Raw genomic sequence first — 21,609 nt, 5'->3', positions numbered from 1 at the left:
ACGAACTGTTAGGATAGAAGCCCGTGATGAACTCTTCTTCTGCGGGGCCCAAGAACGACACGACCAAGCACATCTTCGTGACTGGTGGTGTCGTTTCGTCTTTGGGCAAGGGGCTCACCGCGGCCAGCCTGGGCAACCTCCTGACGGCCCGCGGACTCCGCGTGGTCATGCAGAAGCTCGACCCGTATCTGAACGTCGATCCGGGCACCATGAACCCGTTCCAGCACGGCGAGGTGTTCGTCACCGACGACGGTGCGGAGACCGACCTCGACATCGGCCACTACGAGCGCTTCCTCGACATCAACCTGTCCGAGGCGGCCAACGTCACGACCGGCCAGATCTACTCCCAGGTGATCGCCCGTGAGCGTCGCGGCGAGTACCTCGGCGACACCGTGCAGGTCATCCCGCACATCACCGACGAGATCAAGCGCCGCATGCGGCTGCAGGCGACCGAGGACCCGCGTCCCGACGTGATCATCACCGAGGTCGGCGGCACGGTCGGCGACATCGAGTCGCAGCCGTTCCTCGAGTCCGCGCGCCAGCTTCGTCACGAGCTCGGCCGCGACAGCGTGTTCTTCGTGCACGTCTCGCTCGTGCCGTTCATGGGTGCGTCCGGCGAGCAGAAGACCAAGCCGACTCAGCACTCGGTCGCAGCCCTCCGTCAGGTCGGTATCCAGCCCGATGCCCTCGTGCTCCGCAGCGACCGCCCGGTGAGCGCGAGCAACCGCAACAAGATCGCCCTCATGTGCGACGTCGACGTCGAAGGCGTCATCAACACCGTCGACCTGCCGAGCATCTACGACATCCCGTCGACTCTCAACGAGCAGGGCCTCGACTCCTACATCGTGCGCCGCCTCGGCCTCGACCAGAAGGCGGACGACGTCGACTGGACGCGCTGGAACAAGGTGCTGCACGCCGTGCACAACCCGAAGCACGAGGTCACGATCGGTCTCGTCGGCAAGTACATCGACCTGCCGGACGCCTACCTCTCCGTGACCGAGGCCCTCAAGGCGGGCGGGTTCGCGCAGGAGACGAAGGTCAACATCCGCTGGATCCCGTCCGACCTCTGCGAGACCCCCGAGGGCGCGCAGGAGCAGCTGGCCGAGCTGGACGGCATCTGCGTGCCCGGAGGCTTCGGCATCCGCGGCATCGAGGGCAAGCTGGGTGCGCTGAAGTTCGCCCGCGAGCAGGGCATCCCGACCCTCGGCCTCTGCCTGGGTCTGCAGTGCATGGTCATCGAGTACGCCCGCGACGTGGCCGGGATTGCCGGAGCCTCGTCCAGCGAGTTCGACCCGGACACCGCGGAGCCCGTCATCGCGACCATGGCCGAGCAGATCGAGATCCTCGACGGCGGCGACCTCGGCGGCACCATGCGCCTCGGCCTGTACAAGGCGGCTCTCGCGGAGGGTTCGCTGGCGCGTGAGGTCTACGGCACCGCCGAGGTGTCCGAGCGTCACCGTCACCGCTACGAGGTCAACAACGCCTACCGCGATCGCCTGTCCGAGGCCGGTCTGGTGTTCTCGGGCCTCAACCCGGAGCTGGACCTCGTCGAGTACGTCGAGCTGCCGCGCGACGTGCACCCGTACTACATCGCCACGCAGGCGCACCCGGAGCTCCGCTCGCGTCCGACCGACCCGCACCCGCTGTTCCGCGGTCTCGTCGGTGCCGCCATCGCGCGTCACCGCGCGAGCGAGCTGTTCGACGTGCCCGTCGATGAGTGAGTCGGAGGCGCCGGGCGTCGCGGAGCCGCTGCGGGACGAGCCCTTCGAGCCGGAGGTCCTGAGCAGCGACCTCGTCTATGAGGGGTATGTCTGGGACGTCCGCTCCGACCGGGTCCGCTACGGCGACGGCGAGATCGTGCGCCAGTATGTCGCCCATCCCGGGGCCGTCGCGATCCTCGCGCTGGACGACGAAGGACGGGTGCTGCTCATCCAGCAGTACCGGCATCCGATCCGTCACCGCGACTGGGAGCTGCCGGCCGGCCTCCTCGACATCGCGGGGGAGGAGCCGCTGGCGGCCGCCCGTCGCGAGCTCGCGGAGGAAGCCGACCTCGTCGCCGCCCACTGGGAGCCCCTGGTGTCGTCGTGGACGACGCCCGGCGGCAACGACGAGCTCATCCGGGTGTTCCTCGCGACCGGACTCTCAGCCGCCGAGACCGCGCACGACCGCGAGGACGAGGAAGCCGACATCCGCGTCGCGTGGGTGCCGCTGGAGGAGGCCGTCGCCGGAGTCCTGGAGGGGCGCCTGCACAACGGCATCCTCTCCATCGGCGTCCTGGCCGCCGCGCAGAGGCTGCGCGACCGGAGCTGAGCATGCTGCTCGATCGCGCCCTCGACGCGTACCTGCGTCATGTGACGATCGAGCGCGGGCTCAGCAGTCACACGGTCGGCGCCTACCGGCGGGATCTCGCGGGCTACCGGGATTGGCTCACAGCGGAGGGGATCGACGACACCGCGGACATCACGCCCGCTGTCGTCGACCGCTTCATCGCCGCCCGCGCGTCTGCGGAGCCGCCGCCGGCCGCGACGAGCCTGGCGCGCCTGCAGTCCTCGGTGCGCGGCTGGCACCGGTTCCTCGCCCGCGAGGGCATCGAGGCGGACGATCCGACCGGACGGCTCCGCCCGCCGAAGACCCCGCGCCGGCTGCCGAAAGCCCTCACGATCGACCAGGTGGAGCGCCTGCTCGCCGCGCCGTCGGCCGAGGAGCCGCTCGGCATCCGCGACAGGGCGCTCCTGGAGCTGCTCTACGCGACCGGTGCCCGGGTGTCGGAGGCGGTCGGGCTCGACGTCGACGACATGGCGCACGGCGAGGTGCTGCGCCTGCGCGGCAAGGGTTCGAAGGAGCGCATCGTCCCGGTGGGCTCGTACGCCCGCACGGCCGTCGACGCCTACCTCACCCGGGTCCGGCCGGAACTCGCGGCGAAGGGCCGTGCATCGGCCCGGCTCTTCCTCGGCGCGCGCGGTGCCCCGCTCTCGCGACAGAGCGCGTGGCTGGTGATCCGTTCCGCTGCCGAGCGCGCACAGCTCACCGCCGAGGTCTCCCCGCACACGCTGCGGCATTCGTTCGCGACGCACCTCCTGCAGGGCGGTGCCGACGTGCGGGTGGTGCAGGAGCTGCTGGGGCATTCCTCGGTCGCGACGACGCAGATCTACACGCACGTGTCGGTGGATGCTCTCCGCGACATCTACGCGACCTCGCATCCCCGCGCACGCTGATCGCGCACTCCAGGGCTGTTCGGTGACCGCCCGCCGCGCGCCGGGACGGCGGGGGAACGCGTGGCGGCTACAATCGAGCAAGCACGAAGGAGCAGGAGAACCGGTGGCTGAGAAAGTGGCGAAGTCCAGGGCGAAGGCGCAGAAGGCCGACGACACCCCCATGGGACCCACCGGCCGTCCGTACCAGGGCTTCCCGATCCCGGCGCCTCTGAAGTCGCACGGCCCGGCCCGCATCATCGCCCTCTGCAACCAGAAGGGCGGCGTCGGCAAGACGACGACCTCGATCAACCTCGCCGCCGCGCTCGCGGAGTATGGCCGCAAGGTGCTCGCCGTGGACTTCGACCCACAGGGCGCGCTGTCCGCCGGTCTCGGCATCCAGACGCACGACGTCCCGACGGTCTACGACCTCCTGCTCGACACGAAGCGCGACGCGCACGACGCGATCGTGCACTCGAACGTGCCCGGTCTCGACGTCCTCCCCGCGAACATCGACCTCTCCGCCGCGGAGGTGCACCTCGTCAACGAGGTCGCCCGCGAGACAATCCTGGCCCGCGTGCTCCGGCAGGTGGCGGGGGAGTACGACGTCATCCTCATCGACTGCCAGCCGTCGCTCGGTCTGCTGACCGTGAACGCGCTGACGGCGGCGCACGGCGTCATCATCCCGCTCGAGTGCGAGTTCTTCGCGCTCCGCGGTGTCGCGCTCCTCATCGAGACCATCGACAAGGTCCGCGATCGACTGAACCCCTCCATCGAGATGGACGGGCTGCTGGCGACCATGTACGACCCGCGCACGCTGCACTCGCGCGAGGTGCTGGAGCGCGTCGTGGAGGCGTTCGGAGATGACGTGCTGGAGACCGTGATCGGCCGCACCGTGAAGTTCCCGGACGCGTCGGTCTCGGGGGTCCCGATCACCGAGTTCGCTCCGGAGCACGCGGCCGCACAGGCATACCTGCGGCTGGCCAGGGAGCTGGTCGCCCGTGGCGCCGTCGCCTGACGAGCTCGGAACCGCTGAGGTCCCGGCACTCGCCGACGCCGTCGATACCGCGGAGTCTTCTTCGACCGACGACGCCGCCGCCGGGTTCCGCGTCTCGCTGTCGAACTTCGACGGCCCCTTCGACCTCCTGCTGAACCTCATCTCGAAACACGAGATGGACATCACCGAGGTGTCGCTGAGCGCCGTCACCAACGAGTTCATCGCGTACCTCGCCGACTTGGAGGACGAGGAGGAGCTGGATCAGGCCTCGGAGTTCCTCGTCGTCGCCGCGACCCTGCTCGACATGAAGGTCGCGGGCCTGCTGCCGCAGGGCGAGCTCGTCGACGCCGAGGCCGTCGCCCTGCTCGAAGCGCGCGACCTGCTCTTCGCCCGCCTCCTGCAGTACCGCGCGTTCAAGGAGGTCTCCGCCTGGTTCTCGCGGTGCCTGCAGCGGGAGGACCGCCGCCATGTGCGTGCGGTGCCGCTGGAGGAGAAGCACCGGAAGCAGACGCCCGAGCTCGTCTGGTCGCTCACGCCCGACGACTTCGCGGCGCTGGCGCTCCTGGCCTTCGCGCCGAAGGAGATCCCGCACGTCGGCCTCGACCATCTGCATGCACCCCTGGTCAGCATCCGCGAGCAGGCCGCCATCGTCGTCACGCTGCTGCGTGGCACCGAATCGCTGAGCTTCCGCGAGCTGGTCGCCGGCGTCACCGAGCCGGGCATCGTCGTGGCCCGCTTCATCTCGGTGCTGGAGCTGTACCGGCACGCGGCGCTCTCCTTCGAACAACTGGAACCGCTCGGGGAGCTCACGCTCCGCTGGGCCGCCGACTCCTGGTCGGACGAGACACTCGCGACCCTGGGGGCCGACTATGACCGATGACGTGACCGCGGCAGAGACCGGGCTCCAGGAGGAGCCCGACGCCGTGACGGGTGCCGAGCTCCCGCTCAGCGAGCGCGTGGAGGCGATCCTCTTCATCGTCGACGAGCCGATCGGCCTGGTGGCCCTCGCCGCGGCGGTCGGCGCGCCGGTGCCCGCCGTGCGACAGACGGTGGAGTCACTGGTCGAGGACTATGACGGCCAGGGAGCGGGGCCGCGGCGTGGCTTCGAGCTGCGGGAGGTCGGCGGCGGATGGCGGCTCTACGTCCGCGAGGACCTCGATCCGGTCGTGGCGGAGTTCGTCGGCGGTCAGGCTCCGGCCCGACTCTCCCAGGCGGCGCTGGAGACGCTCGCCGTCATCGCGTACAAGCAGCCGGTCACCCGGAGCCAGGTGGCCTCGATCCGCGCGGTCAACGTCGACTCCGTGGTCCGCACCCTCCTCGCGCGAGGGCTGATCACCGAACTGTTCGCCGATTCCGAGACCGGCGCGATCAACTACGGCACCACCGATGCACTCCTCCAGCATCTTGGTATCAACTCTCTGGATGAGCTTCCGCCGATCTCGCCGCTCCTCGACGACGGCGCCGACGGCTTCGACGAAGGGACGGTCCGATGACCACCGACGCCCACGATTCCAGCGCCCCCGAGGGCGTGCGACTGCAGAAGGTGCTCGCCGCGGCCGGCGTCGCCTCCCGTCGGGTCGTCGAGCAGTACATCGTCGAGGGACGCATCCGCGTGAACGGCCAGGTGGTCACCGAGCTCGGCCGCCGCATCGATCCGGAGCGGGACCTCGTGGACGTGGACGGCACCGCGGTGCAGCTCGACGTGTCCAAGCGCTACGTGATGCTGAACAAGCCGACGGGTGTGGTCAGCAGCATGCGCGACGAGAGCGGACGCCCCGATCTCCGACGCTTCACGAAGGACTACGAGGAGCGGCTGTACAACGTCGGGCGTCTGGACGCCGAGACCAGCGGACTGCTGCTGCTCACCAACGACGGCGAGCTCGCGCACGTCCTCGCGCATCCCTCCTTCGGCGTCACCAAGGTCTACATCGCGAAGGTCGAGGGCGCGGTGACGGCGCAGACCATCTCGAAGCTCACGAAGGGCATCGAGCTGGAGGACGGCCCCATCGCCGCCGACAAGGCCCGGCTGCTGGACACGTCGCGCGGCTCGAGCCTCGTCGAGCTCACCCTGCACTCGGGACGCAACCGGATCGTGCGCCGGATGATGGCCGCGGTCGGCCATCCGGTGACGGAACTCGTGCGGCGGCAGTTCGGTCCGCTGCACCTGGGAACCCTCCCGGCGGGCCGGACGCGGGAACTGAGTAAAATCGAACTCGGCGCGCTGTTGACTCTCGCGCGCCGGGAATCCGGTGTCGCCGAGGCGCCAGGCGAGCAGGAGAGCGAATGACCCAGACGACGAGTGCGCCCGCGGCGCGGAAGACCGGTGCCGTGGCGCCGCGTCTGTCCGGCACCGTGCGCATCGTCGGCGCCGGGTTGCTCGGCGCCAGCGTCGGCCACGCCCTGCGTGCGAAGGGCATCGACGTCGTCCTCACCGACGCGTCCCCCGCGCAGCTGCGCCTCGCCGTCGACTACGGCGCCGGACGCCTTCCGCAGGATGACGACGCGCCTGTGCTCGTCGTCGTGGCCGTGCCGCCGGACGTGACCGCCGACGTGATCCAGGCCGAGCTCGAGCGGTACCCCGACGCTGTCGTGACGGATGTCGCGAGCGTCAAGCTGGAGCCGTTCCGCACGCTCCGGGAGCGGGGCGTGAACCTCGCCCGCTACATCGGCTCCCACCCGCTCGCCGGTCGCGAGCGCGGCGGGGCGATCTCGGCCAGGGCCGATCTCTTCATCGGGCGGCCGTGGGTCGTGTGCCGCGACGAGGACACCGCCGCGCGGGACCTCGCGCTGGTCGAGGCGCTGGCGCTCGACGTCGGCGCGATGCCGCTGGAGATGACTCCGGAGGAGCACGACCGCTCCGTCGCCCTCACCTCGCATGTGCCGCAGGTCGTCGCGAGTCTCCTCGCCGGGCGTCTCGCCGGGGCCGAGGAGGGAGCTCTCCGTCTGGCCGGGCAGGGGGTGCGGGACACCACGCGCATCGCCGCGTCCGCTCCCGAACTGTGGGTGCAGATCCTCGGCGCCAACGCCGGTCCCGTCGTCGAGATCCTCGACGCGCTCGCGACCGATCTGAGCGAGGTCGCCGATGCGCTGCGGGCTCCCGGTGCTCCCGGAGCCCGACGCGTGCTCGCGGAGACCATCCGCCAGGGCAACGACGGCGTCGAGCGCCTCCCCGGCAAGCACGGGCAGAACCGGCGCTTCGAGACACTGGTCGTCATGGTCGACGACACCGCCGGTCAGCTGGGGCGCCTGTTCGGCGAGCTCGGCGAGCTGGGCGTCAACGTCGAGGACCTGCGACTGGAGCACTCTCCGGGCGCGCAGTTCGGCCTCGCCGAGATCAGTGTCGACCCCGCGGCGCTGCACGGCGCGATCACCGGGCTCCAGGAACGCGGCTGGCGCATCGCAGGGAACACCAATGACTGACACCTCCACCATCTCCGCCACGAAGTTCATCGCCATCGACGGACCCGCCGGGTCCGGCAAGTCGAGCGTCTCCAAGGCGATCGCACGTCGCGAGGGCTTCGGCTACCTCGACACCGGGTCGGCCTACCGGGCCCTCGCCTGGCATGTGCTCGATCGCGGTGCAGACACCGACGACGCCGAGGCCGTGCGCGCTGCGGCCGCCGATTTCCCGGTCCGTCTCGGGCTCGACCCCGACGACCGCACGGTGCGAGTCGGCGACGTCGACGTGACGGCGGCGATCCGCGAACCCCGTGTGTCCGGTGCCGTGAGCGGCGTGGCCCGCGTGCCGGAGGTGCGCACCCAGGTCAACGAGCTCTTCCGGGCGCTGGTCGCCGAGGCACCGTACCCGGCCGTCGTCGTCGAAGGACGCGACATCACGACCGTCGTGGCACCGGATGCGCCCGTGCGCATCCTGCTGACCGCGGCGCCGGAGGTGCGGGCCGCACGCCGCGCGGGCGAGCTCGCCGGCGAGAACGCCGCCGCCGTCGCGGACGCGCTGCACAAGCGCGACGCCTCCGACAGTGCCGTCGTCGACTTCCTCAACGCCGCGGAAGGCGTGGAGGTCGTCGACTCGACCGCACTCGATTTCCCCCAGACCATCGACGCCGTCCTCTCGGTGATCGAACGACTCCGAGGAGCAGACCGTGGCTGACGACGAATACGAAGGCGGTCCCGACCAGCTCGCCGAGAAGCTTGAGCAGATCGATGACCAGCTCGCCGAACAGCGCGCGGAGACCCTGCGCGCCGGGCTCGCCGACTACGAGCTCGACGACGAGGACGCCGCGCTCCTCGCCGGCGTGGCACTGGGCGAGGACGGCATCGAGTTCCTGCCGGCGCTCCCGGTGGTGGCGATCGTCGGGCGCCCGAACGTGGGCAAGTCCGCGCTCGTGAACCGGATCCTCGGCCGTCGCGAGGCCGTCGTGGAGGACACCCCCGGCGTCACCCGCGACCGCGTCACGTACAAGGCCGAGTGGAACGACCGCCGCTTCACGGTCGTCGACACCGGCGGGTGGGAGCCAGACGCCCGCGGCATCGACCGTTCGGTCGCGGCACAGGCCGAGGTCGCGATCGACCTCTCCGACGTCGTGCTGTTCGTCGTGGACGCCATGGTGGGCGCCACGTCGACCGACGAACACGTCGTGAAGCTGCTGCGCAAGAGCGGCAAGCCGGTCTTCCTCGTCGCCAACAAGATCGACGACGCGCGTCAGGAGCCGGAAGCGGCCGCCCTGTGGAACCTGGGTCTCGGGGAGCCGCACCCGGTCTCCGCGATCCACGGTCGTGGTGTCGCCGACCTCCTCGACGCCGTGCTGACGAAGCTGCCGGAGATCTCCGCGGTGGCGAAGCAGGAGATCGGCGGTCCGCGCCGCGTCGCGATCCTCGGACGCCCGAACGTCGGCAAGTCCTCGCTGCTGAACAAGGCCGCGGGGGAGGAGCGCGTCGTCGTCAACGATCTCGCCGGCACCACTCGCGACCCCGTGGACGAGGTCGTGGAGCTGGGCGGCAAGATGTGGCGCCTCGTCGACACGGCCGGTATCCGTCGCCGCGTGCACATGGCGCAGGGTGCCGACTTCTACGCGTCGCTGCGCACCTCGGCCGCGCTGGAGAAGGCGGAGGTCGCGATCGTCGTCCTCGACGTGTCGGAGTCGATCAGCGAGCAGGACGTGCGGATCATCGACCTCGTGCTCGAGTCGGGTCGCGCGCTCGTCCTGGCGTTCAACAAGTGGGATCGCCTCAACGACGACGACCTGGAGAACGCCGACCGCCGCCGTTACCTGGAGCGCGAGATCGAGCAGGACCTCGCCCACGTGGCCTGGGCTCCGCGGGTCAACATCTCGGCGAAGACGGGTCGTCACCTCGACAAGCTCGTCCCGGCGCTCGAGATGGCGCTGGAGAACTGGGACCGCCGCATCCCGACCGGGAAGTTCAACGCGTTCCTCGCCGAGCTCGTCGCCGAGCACCCGCACCCGGTGCGCGGAGGGAAGCAGCCGCGCATCCTCTTCGGGACGCAGGCCTCGACCCGTCCGCCGACGTTCGTGCTGTTCACGACAGGTTTCCTCGACCCGGGCTACCGCCGGTTCATCCAGCGCCGCCTGCGCGAGCTGTACCCGTTCGAGGGCACGCCGATCGTCATCAACATGCGCGTGCGGGAGCGTCGCCAGCGCTGACTCGTTGCCGCGCATGTCGCGGCGGTGGCGCCGGAACCCCGATGCTGTGAAAAGCTGAGGGGGTGACTGTCGTACCTCCCGCCGCCGGTGAACCGCGTCGCCCCGAGGGGCCGCGCGATCCTGGCGATGCCTGGGTGGTCGCGGACACCGGTGAGCGGTACTGGGGCCGCTTCGGTGCGGCCGGTCTCCTCGCGGTCGACCCGGAGCGCGGCATCCTCCTGCAGCATCGCGTCGCGTGGAGCCACTTCGGCGGCACCTGGGGCCTGCCCGGCGGCGCGCTGCACGAGGGCGAAGCGGCCATCGTCGGTGCCGTGCGGGAGGCGCAGGAGGAGGCGGGAGTGCCGGATGGCGCGGTGCGGCCGCGCTTCACGAGCGTGCTCGATCTCGGCATCTGGTCGTACACCACCGTCGTCGCCGACGTACGGACGCCGTTCGATCCCGTGATCAGCGACCCCGAGAGCGTCGCGCTGTCGTGGGTGCCCGTCGAGGACGTGGACGGGCTGCCCCTGCACCCCGGCTTCGGTGCGGCGTGGCCGATGCTGCGGGCTCAGCTCTCGGCGCATCCGGTGGTCGTGGTCGACGCTGCCAACGTCGTGGGCTCGGTCCCGGACGGCTGGTGGAAGGATCGCGCCGGAGCCGCGGCACGCCTGCGTGATCGTCTGGCCGGGCTGTCGGTGCCCGCGGACGACCTCGGGCTGGCGGGGCACGCCTGGTTCCCGGAGGTCTCGCTCGTCGTGGAAGGTCGCGCCCGGGACATCGCGGAGGCTGCTGTGGGGGGATCAACCGCGGACGCCGCGGCCGCAGAAGCCGGAGTCGCGGGCTCGGCCCTGGACGTCGTGCGCGCGGAGGGCGCCGGTGACGACGCGATCGTGGCCGAGGTCGAACGCCGGGTCGCGAGCGCGTCGCCGGTTCTCGCGGTGACCAGTGACCGCGAGCTGCAGTCCCGCGTCGAAGCCGCCGGGGCGCAGGTGCGCTCGAGCGGCTGGCTCCTCCGTCTTCTCGACGCCTAGGGCGAGACACGGGTGTTTCGCTCCGCGGATCCAGGTGCTCGTATGACCCGTCGTCGTGATGGCGGCGCGCTTCAGGCGAAGGCGACCCGACGTGGGGCGTGATCGGTGTGGACCGCGCCGAGGGGACTTCGCCATTCGAGGACCCCACCGGGTCGCTGGCGCACTGTCCAGCGCTGAGGATCCGGGATATCGGGGTGTTTCAGTACATGGTGTCCGCGGCAGAGGTGCGCGAGGTTGTCGACGCGGGTCGGGCCGCCCTTCGCGTGATCCCAGGTGTGGTCGAGGTCGCAGCGGTGCACCGGCTGGCGGCATCCGGGGAACCGGCAGTGCTGATCGCGAGCCCGGAGCAACCGGCGCATGTTCTCGGTCGGGCTGTAGGCGTCCGTTTCGATGACCTGTCCGTGCGGATCGAGGAACAACCGCGTCCAGCCGCCGTCGCGACCGGCGAGAGCCCGCGCGATGTCCGGGTGCAGAGCGCCGTGTCCGTCCAGTTCGGCTGGACGGTTGTCGAGCCCTGCGAGGGTCGTCGCCGCCACGGTCACCTGCAGGCGGCCGCGCACCCCGATGAGACCGTCGCCCTCGACGGCGCTCGGATCGGCGGTGAGGAGCAGATCGGTCAGAAGGTCGGCCTGCACCTGGCTCCACGTACGGGTGTCAGAAGGGGCCACTTCCGCCTCGGGGTCGAGGGCGTAGGTGTCGCCATCGACGCTGGAGATCGTCGGGTCCGACCGAGCCTCGCCGCACGGGCGATCCGTCGCGACGCGGTCGGCGGTCAGCACTTCGTGGTGCGCAGGTGCCAGACGCGGCGTCGCTTCATCCGACCCCGATGCCGCATCACGCGCAGTCCCCGCATCACGCGCGGGACCCGCATCACGGGCCCGGATGACCGTGCGGGTGAGCTGGCTCAGTCGGTCGGCGATCGCCACCGCCGCCCACTCCGGGAGGACCGCCGTCAGGACAGCGAGGCCGTCGTCGACCGATCGCACCGTGACGCAGCGCTCATCCGCGGCGCGGCGGTGTCGCTCCGTGATCGTCTCGCCGACGAGGGCGGAGGCGACGCGGCGGGCATGCACCCGGGTGCATGCCGCGGTCTCGGCTTCCGCGACGACGAGCACCGCCGTCTCGAACAGCCCCATCGTCTCGGGCGCGACGACGCGGTTGCGGATGGCCTCGTCCACGATCGCGCTTGCCCGCGCAATCTCCCGCACATGCGCGGAGCTCAGAGCCCCCGTGTGGAAGGCCTCTCGCACGCGGGGGAGAGCGGTGCTCAGGGCGAGAGCGTCGGCGAACGCGAACTCCATGGTGCCGGTGGAAAGATGCGCCGCTGTCGCGAACTCGGCGACCATCGAGCGGTGGATGGCATCGCGGTGGTGCGGAGCCGCCGCCACGTCTTCGTCATGGAAAGCGATCTGCGCCACCAGGAGCTCCGCAGCCTCTGCCTCCAGTGCTGCGATGCGTCGACGAGCCTCCGTCCATGCGTCTCGCACGCGCCGCCGCTCCTCTAGATCGAGGGGTGCGGTCGGTGGGTTCGTCATACCTCCACTTTAGAACTTATGTTCGAATCCAGGAAGGGTTCAGTCGTGTTGTATATCGCCTCGTCCGCGGAGGCGGTCGATGTCCCGACGCTCCCGCTTCGTCGGTCGTCCCGCGCCGCGGTCCCGGACGCCGAGGGCTGCCTGCGGCTCGCGTTCCGGCGTCCGGTCCTCGTAGGCGAGGGCGGCCAGCGGCGCGCCCACACGCTTGACGAGGATCTGGCGCACGATCAGGATCCGGTCGAAACCCGCGATGCGGATGCGAAGCTCATCGCCCACGCGGACCGCCTGCGCGGCCTTCGCCTTGTCGCCGTTGACGCGCACATGCCCCGCGCGGCATGCGGTGGTCCCCGCGGACCTGGTCTTGTCGACGCGCACCGCCCAGAGCCAGCTGTCTACCCGCGCACTGTCGACCATCAGGGTTCCTTCCGCTGTAGGGAGACGAGAGCGCCGGCGATGATCAGGCCCTGGCCGAGCGTGTAGGTGAGCATCACGGCGGGGCTGCTCCAGCCCGGAAGGGCATCCGGAAGGAAAAGTCGGAACGCGAGGATCGTGTCGCTCGCCAGGAAGAACGCACCGCCCGTCGCGACGAGCGGATGGCATCGTGCGGCGAATGCGGCGGTGCCCGCGAGGAGCAGGCCGTACAGGGCGACGCCGATGAGGAGCGGGCCCGTGTGCGGGCCGAGGGCGAGGATCATCGCGAGCCACCAAACGGCGTAGATCGCGGTCCACCACGGCAGGCGGCGGCGCGCCAGGTGGCGGGCGAAGAGGGCGATGTAGGCGATGTGCGCGAGGCCGAAGAAGGCGAGCATGAGCGGAAGCTCGGGTGCCGCGGGGAACAGCGCGCCCGCGCCGTCGCCCAGCCAGGAGAAGAGCAGGGCGACGAGGAGCAGGGCCACCGTCACGGGTGGGTGGATTCGCCGCGCCGCCACCAGGACCGGTACCGCGAGCAGCGGCATGAGCAGCAGCTTCGTCGGAGCCGCGAGATCGTGGTCCAGTGCGAGAAGCATGACGTGCAGGGCGGAGACCGCGGCATAGGGGACGAATGCCCACACGATCGCTGGAGGGAGGGTGCGGCGCTGCATCCCTCCATCGTATGACCGGAGGGGCATGTCGTCCCGACGGCGGTCGATCGGACCGGCCCGCCTCAGGACTCGACGGTGACCGTGGCCACGGCGCCCTCGGCATCGAGGTGTACGGCCGGCCAGTAGCCCTCCGGGAAGTGCTCGCCGCAGGAGTCCGTGAAGTGGAGGACGACGGTGCCGTCGCCGGAGGCCTCGATGGTCTCGAGGTCCAGGTCGTCGGCCGCCTCGTCGAGCTCGGTGGGGCCCGGATCGCCAGTGCTGAACGTCGTGACCACGGCGTCCGAGGCGACGCGGCGGAGGCCAGGGATGCCGGCGACGACCGTACGCAGCCGGGGGAGCAGCGGAGCGACCTCCTCCGGCGACGCGCCCTCGACCATCAGTTCGTAGGTGCTGCCGTCGACCTGGACGCTACCGACGAACCAGTCGTGGGTGAGGACGGAGCCGTCGTCGAGCTCGGAGGTCGCCCGCTGGAGCAGGCCGAGGTCGGGATCGTCGAGGGAGGAGTTCGCGTCGCTCATGCCTTCACGCTATCGGTCCCGTTCGGCGCGACATCCAGGGTGACGAGCACGCGCCCCGGCTTCATCACCGCCTTCTCCGTGAAACCCGCGCGGAGGAACGTCCCGAGTGTGCCGTGGTACAGATCGTTCGCGCGCTGCTGCTCGCCACGGGTGTCGACGGGATACCCCTCGATGACGCGGGCGCCGGACTCCCGGGCGAAGGTGATCGCGTCATCGAGCAGCTCCGCGTTCAGCCCGGTACCCCGATGCTCCCTGCGGACGACGAAGCAGGTGACAGCCCACACGGACTCGTCGTCGAACGGCTCGGTGCTCGACGCGGCGATCATTCGGGTGCGGGGGATCCGGGCCTGACGGGTGCGCGGTCCGATACGGATCCAACCTGCGGCCTCGCCATCGACGTACGCGACCAGCCCCGGAGGGGGACCCTCGTCGATCTCGGCGCGGAACATCTCGGTGCGCTGAGACGTGGTGGTCTGATTCCAGTCCTTGTTCGGCAGCACCGGCCAGATGCACTGACAGCTCGCCCCGTCGCCGCCCCCGGTGAGCGCGTGCTGCACGTCCTCCCAGCGGGCGGTCGTCGCCAGCGCGGTCGTGATCGTCGACATGCAGGCGACGGTACAAGCAGCTTCCGACACCCCGCAACGCCTCGGTTCGCGAGAGTGCCTCCGGTGCGGCTAAGATAGGGGAGTTGCCTGCGCGAGAGTGCAGAACAGCGGGCTGTGGCGCAGCTTGGTAGCGCACTTGACTGGGGGTTAAGGGGTTTACCCCGCTCTGGTCGGCCCGAACAACTGAAAATCCATGCCACGGGCTGTGGCGCAGCTTGGTAGCGCACCTGACTGGGGGTCAGGGGGTCGCAGGTTCAAATCCTGTCAGCCCGACGTAAGAGCCCAGGTGAGAGCAGGTTTCTCGCCTGGGCTTCATCATGTCCGGCGGTCGTTTTCCGTGGTCCCCCTCTGGTCCCCCCGACACTCTCGCCTGCGGTCGCCTGTGGACGAACGGGGCGCCTCGAACCCGCTTCCTGTGGATAAGGGGACCAAAAGGGGACCAGAACGCTCCGGGAGCACGCCCGCGGGCGTCGGAGCGCATCACAGGCCCCGAGACGCCGGGCCACTGCGCCGAGCGTGCTTGCGCTGTCCGGCGGCGGAGAGGAAGGCGTTGGCCTGCTCGGCCGCCGATGCGAGGTGACGGTCGTCGGGATGCAGGTAGCCGCGGGTGGTCTCCATCGAGGCGTGCCCGAGGATGTCTTGGAGGACGTGCAGCGGGATACCCGCGTCGGCCATCCAGGTCGCCCCGGTGTGCCGCAGACCGTGCCGGGTCAGGTCGGGCAGTCCGAGCTTCGCGACGATGCCGTCCCAGTTGGTGGCGTCGCGGACGGTCGCGGTGGTGAGGTAGCCGCCCTTCGGGCCGACCAGCAACGAGTCCTCGGCCTGCTTGCCATCGGTTAGGCGTTCCAGCACGGAGCGGAGCGGTTCCAGGATCGGCACGCGGCGTTCTTTGCGGCTCTTGGTCGGCTTGGTGACCAGGCCGCCTTTGCCGGGGAATACCTGCCTGCGGATCACGACGAGGTTCTTGCCGAAGTCCACATCCCCGACCTGCAACCCGGACACTTCCGAGGACCGTGCGGCCAGCAGTGCCGCGAGCATCACGAAGTCGCTGTAGGACTGATGCGCTTTCCCGCACGCCCTGGCGAGCCGGTTGAGGGTCTTCATGTCCGGGATCGCGTGCGCCCGCGGAGAGGCGTGTTCGGCGGCCTGCCCGCGGAAGGCGTTGCGGTTCAGGCTCCGCTTGGCGCGGTTTTTCGCGGGGTTGATTTGGATCAGCCCGTCCCGCACGGCTTCATCGAGAACCCTCACGAGCGGGGCAATGGTGTTCTTGATGGTCGAGGCGCCGTGGCGCTGTTCCCACTCATCAATGGTCCGGTCGATGATCCCCGCGGTGATCTGGGTGACCGGCAGGTGCCCGAGCGCGGGCAGCACTCGCAGCTTCAACCCGTACCCGTAGGTCTCGCCGGTGGACGTCGGGTCCAGGCCACGCGCCCACCGGTCGCCGATGGAAGTGACGAACTCCAGCAGCGTCATGGACACATCCATGCCCTTGGTCGAGGAGTTGCGGAGCTGGTGGAAGAAGGCGTGGGCGGCCGCTTCGTCGCGCACGATCTCCGATCGGATCACCCGGCGCTTGGTGGTCGGGTCGGTCCACCGCACGCGGGCACGGATGCCGTAAGAGCGGCGCTCCATGTCCGTGGAGACCTTCACGCCGATCGGTGGGACCGGCTTGGGCTCGGCGGTCGGCTGCGGCTCAGCTCTCCGGGGCATGATCGTGTTCCAGTTCGCCCAGCCAGCGGTCTACGGCATCGAGCCGGTACCGGGCGATCCCGCCCAGCCGCAGGAATGGCGGCCCGGTCCCGGTCGAGCGCCACCGCGACAACGTGGACTCCGACACCTTCAAGTACGCGGCGACCTCGCGACTGTCCAGCAGCGGCGAGACGACCAGTGCCTCGGTCTTGTCGCTCACGGCACTTCTCCGGTGTCCGGGTCGAGGTCGCGGTAGAAGGCTTCCTCGGCCTCGCGGCGGGCCTGGGCGTCGGCCATGACGAACTCCACGAACTCGGCATCGCGGTCGATGATCGGGATGTCCTCGATCGGGCCGGCGGGTTCCTCGCCGGGCCAGACTGTCTGCCTGGTGGGTCGGTCGTGGTCGAGCTTCGTGCCCGACGCGGCGACCCATTCGCGGAGCCGTTGCCGGGCGTCGGCGAAGTCGCGGTGCCAGCCGAGCGGTGCGCTGCCGTTCTGGTCGGGGTCGTAGGCGCAGAGCCAGTGAAGGTGCAGCGCGCTCAGCTCCCACAGCAGCTCGGGGTGCATGTGCCAGGCCGGCGGGACCACGGATGCAGGGAGGCCGTAGGTGTGGCGCAGCCAGTCCACCCAGCGGTTGAGTTCCAGCCACTCGGCCTCGGCGTCCTCGGCACTCAGTAAGTTCCAGTTGATCGGGTGCGGCGGCTCGGCGATCAGAGGCTCGTCGTAGTCGTCGTCGTCCATCTCGTCCACACCCGAGTCGGGAACGTCGTTCGTCGTGGCGTCGCCGTGAGGTTCGTCGGACATGCGGTGCTCCTGTCTGCTCTCCGGCCCCGGTGGTGCCGGGCCGTTGTGGCGGGCAGGTGCTCCTTGCCGCGACCGGCGTTCAGGTGTCGGAGCGGCGCAGCAGGGCTTCGATCTCGGCGCGGTCGGCGGTGAGGTGGCCGGCGTCGGGGCGCTTGGGCCAGGGGTGCAGGTCGGTGACGATCGGGGGTGCGGACCGCAGCAGCACAATCCCGGTCCCGAACGGGAGCCGGCGGATGCGGTCGGGAGGGAAGATCGGCACCCGGCGCACGGAGCGCTGGTTGGAGCGGGTGCCGTGGTCGCCCAGCGTCACGGAGTCGGTGTATTCGTCGCGTTCGCCGACCAGGGCGCTCAGGTCTTGCAGGTCGCGGCTGTTGGAAGCTCCGCCGAGGATGACCTTCACGATGGAGGCGTCCCAGATCGCGTTCGCCTGGTGCTCGTTCCACTTGTCCCGCGCCTGCGCGAGCGATTGGAGCACCGGCATTGTCGTGATGCCCGAGCCGCCGCCTTCGGCCATCAGCGTCGGCAGCGACGGCAACGGCGAGAGGTTGGCTATCTCGTCCAGCGCGAGCAGCATCGGCGGATCGAGCCGGGCGCCGGCCGATCGTGCGGCCAGGCGGCGGGCGGTCTCGATGAGGTCTTCCACGAGCGCGGCGACCAGCGCGGCGCTGGCTCCCGCGCCGGAGCCGGTTGCCAGCAGGAACAACGTGCCGCGTTCGCGAATGAACGCTTCGGGGTCGAAGCCCTCACCGGGGCCGGGCGATACGGCGTCGAGCACGCGCGGGTCGGCCAGCGAGCCGAGAGCCAGGGAGACGCCCTGCCAGATGGAGTCGCGGGTGCGGGGGTCGGAGTCGATCATCGCTTCCAGGGACTCGGCCCATCCGGTCGCGGCCTGGGTGGAGCCGGTCAGGATCGCCACCGCGTCAGCGGCCGCGGTCGGATCGAGAGTCCACCGGAACAGCTCAGCGGGCGGACGGTTGTCGATCGCTGCCGCGTGCAGCAGGGCTTGCAGCGCAGCCCGTGTCTTGCCCTCCCAGAAGCCTCCGCCATCGACTCCGCCTGCGGAGAGGCCGGTGCCGGCGGCGAGCCCGGTGGCGCGGATCATCGCCGTCTGCGGTGACTCGCAGCCCCGGATCGGCGACCACCGCAGGCCGGCGGGCAGACCCTCGGCCAAGTGCTGGGGGTCGAAGATCGCGACGGGGCCGATCCTGCGGCGGGCACGCATGGTCGCGGTGAGGTTGTCCGGCCTGGTCGAGGTGACGACCACGGCACCGGGAGCGTCCAGGATCGCCGGGATCACCAGATGTAGGCCCTTCCCGGAGCGGGGCGGCCCGATGACCATGATCGAGTCCTCCACGCTCGCCCACACGCCGGTGCCCTTGGAGGTGCCGAGCCGGTAGCCCACGTCCTGTGGCCGAGGGTCGCGCAGGCCGGGGCGCAGGTTTCCCGCGCGGCGCAGCAGCGCCTTGTCAGATGCAGCGGCGGCGACCTCGTGCCGGGTGGCGACTCCGGCCATGCGGCGCGGGTCCTGCTCGATCCGGTGGGTGTGGCGGCGCAGCCGCAGCCATGCCCATAGCCCGCCGGTGACGAGGCAGGCGAGCAGCAGTCCGGCGACGATCCAGTAGACGACCGGGTTCAGTCCGTCCGCGTCGAGCGCCGAGCCGGGGTCGCCGGCGCGGAACAGCACTCCGACCCCGGAGGCGGGATCGCCGGCCGGCTGCGGTGTGCCGGTCAGGAACGCGGCCACCGATCCAGCGGCGCGCAGGATCAGCGCGACGCCGAACAGGACGACGAGGCCGATCATGGCGGCGTTGGTCAACTCGTCCCCGAACGAGCCGGTCTGCCGACCCTGCTCGTTCACGGCACTTGCCGGATGATCGTGGTGCCGGAGACGCGGCCGAACAGGATGACCTCGATGACCCCGCCGGCTCGGTCGGCGCCGATCCCGGCTGGGTCGATGAGGGCGCGCGCGGTGCCGGTGTGGGCGGCGTCGGTGTGCCCGGTGACGACGGCGGCCGCCACGTCCTCGCCGGGGACGAACCCCTCGCCCTCGACGGTGTGGAACACCGGCCCGGTTGATGCCTTCGGTTCCGGTTCGGGCTCGGGGCGGGAACGCCGGCGGCGGGCGGCGATGATGTCGGTGAAGGTCGTGCCGTCCGCTTCGCGGACCTCGACCCTGGCCGGTGTCGTCCGGTCGTTCGTGGCGCGGTCGATGATCTGCCCGAACGAGGATCGTCGCCACGGCGGCGCGAAAAGGTCGGGGTCCAGCCGTTTCCCGTCGACGGTGACGGTCACGGTGCCGTCCTCGTGCACGTCGAGCACGACGAGCGGGATGGACACCGGGACGGGCTCAGGCTCGGGTTTCCTCATGAACCCGAGGTGAGCCAGAACCGCACCCGGCCGGACGACCCACCCCAGACTCGGCTTCCACCGTTAGCCTTTCAGGAGGAGGAGCGAGATGACTGAACAGGAGGGGTTTCGGCCGAGTGGCCAGCGGGCCAGAACCGGCAGATGCACCCTCTGCGGGAACCGAGCGAAGCTCACCCAAGCTCACGTGCCGCCGAAGGCAGCCTTCAATCGGGGAAGCTTCGCTTGGGGCGGCACAACGGCGGATAGCCGCCTTGCCTACGGACGACCGAGGCTCGGGGGCGCGAGCCGGTACGCGCACTGCGAGGCTTGCCGCGCAAGCACGTCGCCCTGGGATGACGAGTACATCAGGTGGGCGCACTGTTTCGCCGGCCACTTGCTCCACTCGCAATGGAAGGGTCAGCGGACCCACATCACGGGCGAACTTGCCGACGTGCGTCCTGGCAGATTCATCCGCGCAGCGATCGCGGGCATGACGGCCCTGACTCCAAACCTCATCGACTCGCACGCCGACCTTGTTCGTATTGTGCGCGAAGGCATCCCAGCCCAGCCGCCCGAAGGCATAAGGTTCCTGGCAGCCATCGCGCCGAACAGGAGCCCGGCCCACGTAGAGGGCAGCCACGAGGCGCTAGTTGTCCGGATGTCACAAGACAGCGATAGCGGTGAGTGGGCGACCGCGACTACACCGGCGGCATCGGCGGTGATTCACTTCGCTCCTTTCAGCCTGCTGCTTGCTGATCGAAAACTCGTTGACTCCTTTCCTCACGTCGACTGCACCGAGTGGTTGCAGCTCGGAGTGGATGACATCGCCAATGTGCGGATCGCCTTCCCGATAGTCGACCTTCCTAGAACACCAACTGCGCCGGTGCCCATTGCGATGCTTCAGTTCATGGAGGCCCGCGCATGATCCGGGGTGTTAATCTCCATGGACTCAAGTTCCTCCTGACGCCCCGGCTGTCTGAGGGGCCTGCTTCCCAGGTGGTGCAAGGTTCCCCGTGCCCAGAAGACAGGTTGAAGAACAGTCACTGTGGATGATGGTTCGTCGGTATGATTGAAGCATGGTCGGTCACAGTGAACCGAGAAGTTCATGAAGCTCGTCGTGCTGCAAGGTAGTGGCGCGGCTGACGAGGTGCTGCGCAGCCCCCAGGATGCGGAGGACTTCGAGCAGGAGCTCGTCGACGAGTATGCGCTGGCGATGGCTGCTGCCGGGCTCACCGATGGGCATGTGCGGTCGACGCGGGCGGCGGTCATCGAGTTCGCCCGGTCGCTGACGTGCCCGTTGTGGGAGGCGTCGGCTGACGATGCCGATCGCTTCCTCGCCGAGCAGCGGCGCAGGGGTCTGTCGGTGACGACGCGGGCGGGCAAGGCCGGAGCGTTGGCGCAGTTCTACGAGTTCCTCATCACCCGCTATCAGGGCAAGATCCGCCGGATGACCGGGGTGACGGTCGAGCAGCCCATCGACGAGTTCAACCGGCAAAAGGGCAAGTCGCTGGGCAAGATCAGGGTGCCGCCGTCCGATGCTGAGATCGAGGAGCTGTTTACCCGGTGGCGCGGCTCGATCCCCGGTGCGAGGAAGTATCTGCCGGCTGCCCGTGACTACTTCGCGGCGTCGCTGTGGCGGCGGCTGGGTCTGCGGATCAACGAGTCCGTGATGCTCGATATCCGCGACTGGCGACCTGACCTGGGCGGGTTCGGCAAACTGCATGTTCGTTTCGGGAAAGGCTCAGGCGGGCGTGGCTTCAAGCCGCGTCTGGTGCCGGCGATCAACGGCGCCGACCAGCTCATCGACTGGTGGCTGGCCGAGGTCCGCCACCAGTTCGGCGACGACTGGCAGAACCCTGACGCGCCGCTGATGCCCTCCGAGCGGTTCGATGACGAACTCGGCCGGTGTGGACGGATCGGTCACAACTCGCTGAGGCGGGCGCTGACGATCCAGACCGAACGGTTCCTGCCTGCGTGGGCAGGGCGGCTGACGCCGCATGTGTTGCGGCACTACTGCGCCTCGTCGCTGTATGGCTCCGGGATGGACTTGAAGGCCCTCCAGGAACTGCTGGGCCATCAGTGGCTGGCGACGACCTCGGGCTATATCCATGTGCGCAGCGAGCACGTCGAGCTTGCGTGGCGCAACGCGAACCAGCGGGTCGAGGCCCGCCTGACAGGGGAAGGGTGAGAAGACTGTGAAGTGGAACT

General features: G+C 69.9%; 23 protein-coding genes and 1 tRNA gene. 14 read left to right on the top strand and 10 right to left on the bottom strand.

Going from position 1 to position 21,609, the window contains the following annotated elements; all coding sequences use genetic code 11:
• Window positions 1-26 precede the first annotated feature (26 nt).
• From B2W79_RS17380 to B2W79_RS17330, 11 genes are all read left to right on the top strand, one after another.
• Complete coding sequence (locus B2W79_RS17380) at window positions 27-1,721, top strand: CTP synthase (protein ID WP_292791802.1); 1,695 nt, start codon at window positions 27-29, stop codon at window positions 1,719-1,721.
• Window positions 1,714-2,310: an NUDIX domain-containing protein gene (locus B2W79_RS17375; RefSeq protein ID WP_292791799.1), complete on the top strand. Its 597-nt coding sequence runs from the start codon at window positions 1,714-1,716 to the stop codon at window positions 2,308-2,310. The genes B2W79_RS17380 and B2W79_RS17375 overlap by 8 nt, the downstream gene beginning before the upstream one ends.
• Window positions 2,311-2,312: 2 nt before the next feature.
• Window positions 2,313-3,215, top strand: coding sequence for a site-specific tyrosine recombinase XerD (gene xerD, locus B2W79_RS17370; protein ID WP_071329890.1), 903 nt, complete (start codon window positions 2,313-2,315; stop codon window positions 3,213-3,215).
• Between the two features lie 160 nt (window positions 3,216-3,375).
• Window positions 3,376-4,209 (top strand): ParA family protein, encoded by an 834-nt coding sequence (locus B2W79_RS17365; RefSeq protein WP_164498181.1) that lies wholly within the window; start codon window positions 3,376-3,378, stop codon window positions 4,207-4,209.
• On the top strand, window positions 4,193-5,068 hold the full coding sequence (locus B2W79_RS17360; protein WP_292791795.1) for a segregation and condensation protein A: 876 nt from the start codon (window positions 4,193-4,195) through the stop codon (window positions 5,066-5,068). The genes B2W79_RS17365 and B2W79_RS17360 overlap by 17 nt, the downstream gene beginning before the upstream one ends.
• A complete protein-coding gene (gene scpB / locus B2W79_RS17355) occupies window positions 5,058-5,681 on the top strand; it encodes an SMC-Scp complex subunit ScpB (protein WP_292791792.1) in 624 nt (207 codons plus the stop codon). The genes B2W79_RS17360 and scpB overlap by 11 nt, the downstream gene beginning before the upstream one ends.
• A complete protein-coding gene (locus B2W79_RS17350; protein ID WP_292791789.1) occupies window positions 5,678-6,475 on the top strand; it encodes a pseudouridine synthase in 798 nt (265 codons plus the stop codon). Before scpB ends, B2W79_RS17350 begins: the two co-directional genes overlap by 4 nt.
• A complete protein-coding gene (locus B2W79_RS17345; RefSeq protein ID WP_292791786.1) occupies window positions 6,472-7,608 on the top strand; it encodes a prephenate dehydrogenase in 1,137 nt (378 codons plus the stop codon). The genes B2W79_RS17350 and B2W79_RS17345 overlap by 4 nt, the downstream gene beginning before the upstream one ends.
• Window positions 7,601-8,299: a (d)CMP kinase gene (gene cmk / locus B2W79_RS17340; protein WP_292791782.1), complete on the top strand. Its 699-nt coding sequence runs from the start codon at window positions 7,601-7,603 to the stop codon at window positions 8,297-8,299. The genes B2W79_RS17345 and cmk overlap by 8 nt, the downstream gene beginning before the upstream one ends.
• Window positions 8,292-9,812 (top strand): ribosome biogenesis GTPase Der, encoded by a 1,521-nt coding sequence (gene der / locus B2W79_RS17335; protein WP_025105139.1) that lies wholly within the window; start codon window positions 8,292-8,294, stop codon window positions 9,810-9,812. Before cmk ends, der begins: the two co-directional genes overlap by 8 nt.
• Window positions 9,813-9,874: 62 nt before the next feature.
• Window positions 9,875-10,822 (top strand): NUDIX domain-containing protein, encoded by a 948-nt coding sequence (locus B2W79_RS17330; protein ID WP_292791777.1) that lies wholly within the window; start codon window positions 9,875-9,877, stop codon window positions 10,820-10,822.
• Window positions 10,823-10,893: 71 nt separating this feature from the next.
• On the opposite strand, the gene B2W79_RS17325 is transcribed toward B2W79_RS17330, so the two are convergent.
• The 5 genes from B2W79_RS17325 to B2W79_RS17305 all read right to left on the bottom strand — a co-directional run bounded on the left by B2W79_RS17325 (window position 10,894) and on the right by B2W79_RS17305 (window position 14,562).
• Window positions 10,894-12,309 (bottom strand): HNH endonuclease signature motif containing protein, encoded by a 1,416-nt coding sequence (locus B2W79_RS17325; protein ID WP_292791774.1) that lies wholly within the window; start codon window positions 12,307-12,309, stop codon window positions 10,894-10,896.
• An 87-nt stretch (window positions 12,310-12,396) separates the two neighbouring features.
• Window positions 12,397-12,771 (bottom strand): RNA-binding S4 domain-containing protein, encoded by a 375-nt coding sequence (locus B2W79_RS17320; protein ID WP_292791771.1) that lies wholly within the window; start codon window positions 12,769-12,771, stop codon window positions 12,397-12,399.
• Window positions 12,771-13,439 (bottom strand): lysoplasmalogenase family protein, encoded by a 669-nt coding sequence (locus B2W79_RS17315; RefSeq protein WP_292791768.1) that lies wholly within the window; start codon window positions 13,437-13,439, stop codon window positions 12,771-12,773. Before B2W79_RS17315 ends, B2W79_RS17320 begins: the two co-directional genes overlap by 1 nt.
• 62 nt (window positions 13,440-13,501) lie before the next feature.
• Window positions 13,502-13,957: a hypothetical protein gene (locus tag B2W79_RS17310; RefSeq protein ID WP_292791765.1), complete on the bottom strand. Its 456-nt coding sequence runs from the start codon at window positions 13,955-13,957 to the stop codon at window positions 13,502-13,504.
• Window positions 13,954-14,562 (bottom strand): GNAT family N-acetyltransferase, encoded by a 609-nt coding sequence (locus B2W79_RS17305; RefSeq protein ID WP_292791762.1) that lies wholly within the window; start codon window positions 14,560-14,562, stop codon window positions 13,954-13,956. The genes B2W79_RS17310 and B2W79_RS17305 overlap by 4 nt, the downstream gene beginning before the upstream one ends.
• 199 nt (window positions 14,563-14,761) lie before the next feature.
• On the opposite strand from B2W79_RS17305, the gene B2W79_RS17300 reads away from it, so the two are divergent.
• Window positions 14,762-14,835 (top strand) — tRNA-Pro (locus tag B2W79_RS17300).
• 207 nt (window positions 14,836-15,042) lie between these two features.
• Here the strand turns inward: B2W79_RS17300 and B2W79_RS17295 are convergent.
• From B2W79_RS17295 to B2W79_RS17275, 5 genes are all read right to left on the bottom strand, one after another.
• Window positions 15,043-16,161, bottom strand: a complete 1,119-nt coding sequence (locus B2W79_RS17295) for a tyrosine-type recombinase/integrase (protein ID WP_349680471.1) — start codon at window positions 16,159-16,161, stop codon at window positions 15,043-15,045.
• 94 nt (window positions 16,162-16,255) lie between these two features.
• The gene (locus tag B2W79_RS17290; RefSeq protein ID WP_292791756.1) at window positions 16,256-16,471 is read right to left on the bottom strand and encodes a helix-turn-helix transcriptional regulator; all 216 of its coding nucleotides are present in this window, start codon (window positions 16,469-16,471) and stop codon (window positions 16,256-16,258) included.
• Entirely contained in the window at window positions 16,468-17,055 is a 588-nt protein-coding gene (locus B2W79_RS17285) for a hypothetical protein (RefSeq protein ID WP_396654758.1), read from the bottom strand. The genes B2W79_RS17290 and B2W79_RS17285 overlap by 4 nt, the downstream gene beginning before the upstream one ends.
• Window positions 17,056-17,134: 79 nt before the next feature.
• Window positions 17,135-18,856: a type IV secretory system conjugative DNA transfer family protein gene (locus B2W79_RS17280; RefSeq protein ID WP_292791827.1), complete on the bottom strand. Its 1,722-nt coding sequence runs from the start codon at window positions 18,854-18,856 to the stop codon at window positions 17,135-17,137.
• Between the two features lie 53 nt (window positions 18,857-18,909).
• Complete coding sequence (locus B2W79_RS17275; protein ID WP_292791753.1) at window positions 18,910-19,422, bottom strand: hypothetical protein; 513 nt, start codon at window positions 19,420-19,422, stop codon at window positions 18,910-18,912.
• Window positions 19,423-19,891: 469 nt separating this feature from the next.
• Between B2W79_RS17275 and B2W79_RS17270 the strand changes: the two genes are divergently transcribed.
• A complete protein-coding gene (locus B2W79_RS17270) occupies window positions 19,892-20,326 on the top strand; it encodes a hypothetical protein (RefSeq protein ID WP_292791750.1) in 435 nt (144 codons plus the stop codon).
• Between the two features lie 180 nt (window positions 20,327-20,506).
• Window positions 20,507-21,589, top strand: a complete 1,083-nt coding sequence (locus B2W79_RS17265) for a tyrosine-type recombinase/integrase (protein WP_292791747.1) — start codon at window positions 20,507-20,509, stop codon at window positions 21,587-21,589.
• Window positions 21,590-21,609: the final 20 nt, after the last annotated feature.

Origin of the sequence: Microbacterium sp. UBA7513 (assembly GCF_002478345.1) — a bacterium.
Lineage (GTDB): Bacteria > Actinomycetota > Actinomycetes > Actinomycetales > Microbacteriaceae > Microbacterium.
This window is presented reverse-complemented; position numbering and strand designations above follow the sequence as displayed.

Coding starts and splice junctions, on each gene's coding strand:
- B2W79_RS17380 (WP_292791802.1), top strand. CDS start 27: ATGAACTCTTCTTCTGCGGGGCCCAAGAACGACACGACCAAGCACATC.
- B2W79_RS17375 (WP_292791799.1), top strand. CDS start 1,714: ATGAGTGAGTCGGAGGCGCCGGGCGTCGCGGAGCCGCTGCGGGACGAG.
- xerD (WP_071329890.1), top strand. CDS start 2,313: ATGCTGCTCGATCGCGCCCTCGACGCGTACCTGCGTCATGTGACGATC.
- B2W79_RS17365 (WP_164498181.1), top strand. CDS start 3,376: ATGGGACCCACCGGCCGTCCGTACCAGGGCTTCCCGATCCCGGCGCCT.
- scpB (WP_292791792.1), top strand. CDS start 5,058: ATGACCGATGACGTGACCGCGGCAGAGACCGGGCTCCAGGAGGAGCCC.
- B2W79_RS17350 (WP_292791789.1), top strand. CDS start 5,678: ATGACCACCGACGCCCACGATTCCAGCGCCCCCGAGGGCGTGCGACTG.
- B2W79_RS17345 (WP_292791786.1), top strand. CDS start 6,472: ATGACCCAGACGACGAGTGCGCCCGCGGCGCGGAAGACCGGTGCCGTG.
- cmk (WP_292791782.1), top strand. CDS start 7,601: ATGACTGACACCTCCACCATCTCCGCCACGAAGTTCATCGCCATCGAC.
- B2W79_RS17320 (WP_292791771.1), bottom strand. CDS start 12,771: ATGGTCGACAGTGCGCGGGTAGACAGCTGGCTCTGGGCGGTGCGCGTC.
- B2W79_RS17315 (WP_292791768.1), bottom strand. CDS start 13,439: ATGCAGCGCCGCACCCTCCCTCCAGCGATCGTGTGGGCATTCGTCCCC.
- B2W79_RS17310 (WP_292791765.1), bottom strand. CDS start 13,957: ATGAGCGACGCGAACTCCTCCCTCGACGATCCCGACCTCGGCCTGCTC.
- B2W79_RS17305 (WP_292791762.1), bottom strand. CDS start 14,562: ATGTCGACGATCACGACCGCGCTGGCGACGACCGCCCGCTGGGAGGAC.
- B2W79_RS17285 (WP_396654758.1), bottom strand. CDS start 17,055: ATGTCCGACGAACCTCACGGCGACGCCACGACGAACGACGTTCCCGAC.
- B2W79_RS17280 (WP_292791827.1), bottom strand. CDS start 18,856: ATGATCGGCCTCGTCGTCCTGTTCGGCGTCGCGCTGATCCTGCGCGCC.
- B2W79_RS17275 (WP_292791753.1), bottom strand. CDS start 19,422: ATGAGGAAACCCGAGCCTGAGCCCGTCCCGGTGTCCATCCCGCTCGTC.
- B2W79_RS17270 (WP_292791750.1), top strand. CDS start 19,892: ATGACGGCCCTGACTCCAAACCTCATCGACTCGCACGCCGACCTTGTT.
- B2W79_RS17265 (WP_292791747.1), top strand. CDS start 20,507: ATGAAGCTCGTCGTGCTGCAAGGTAGTGGCGCGGCTGACGAGGTGCTG.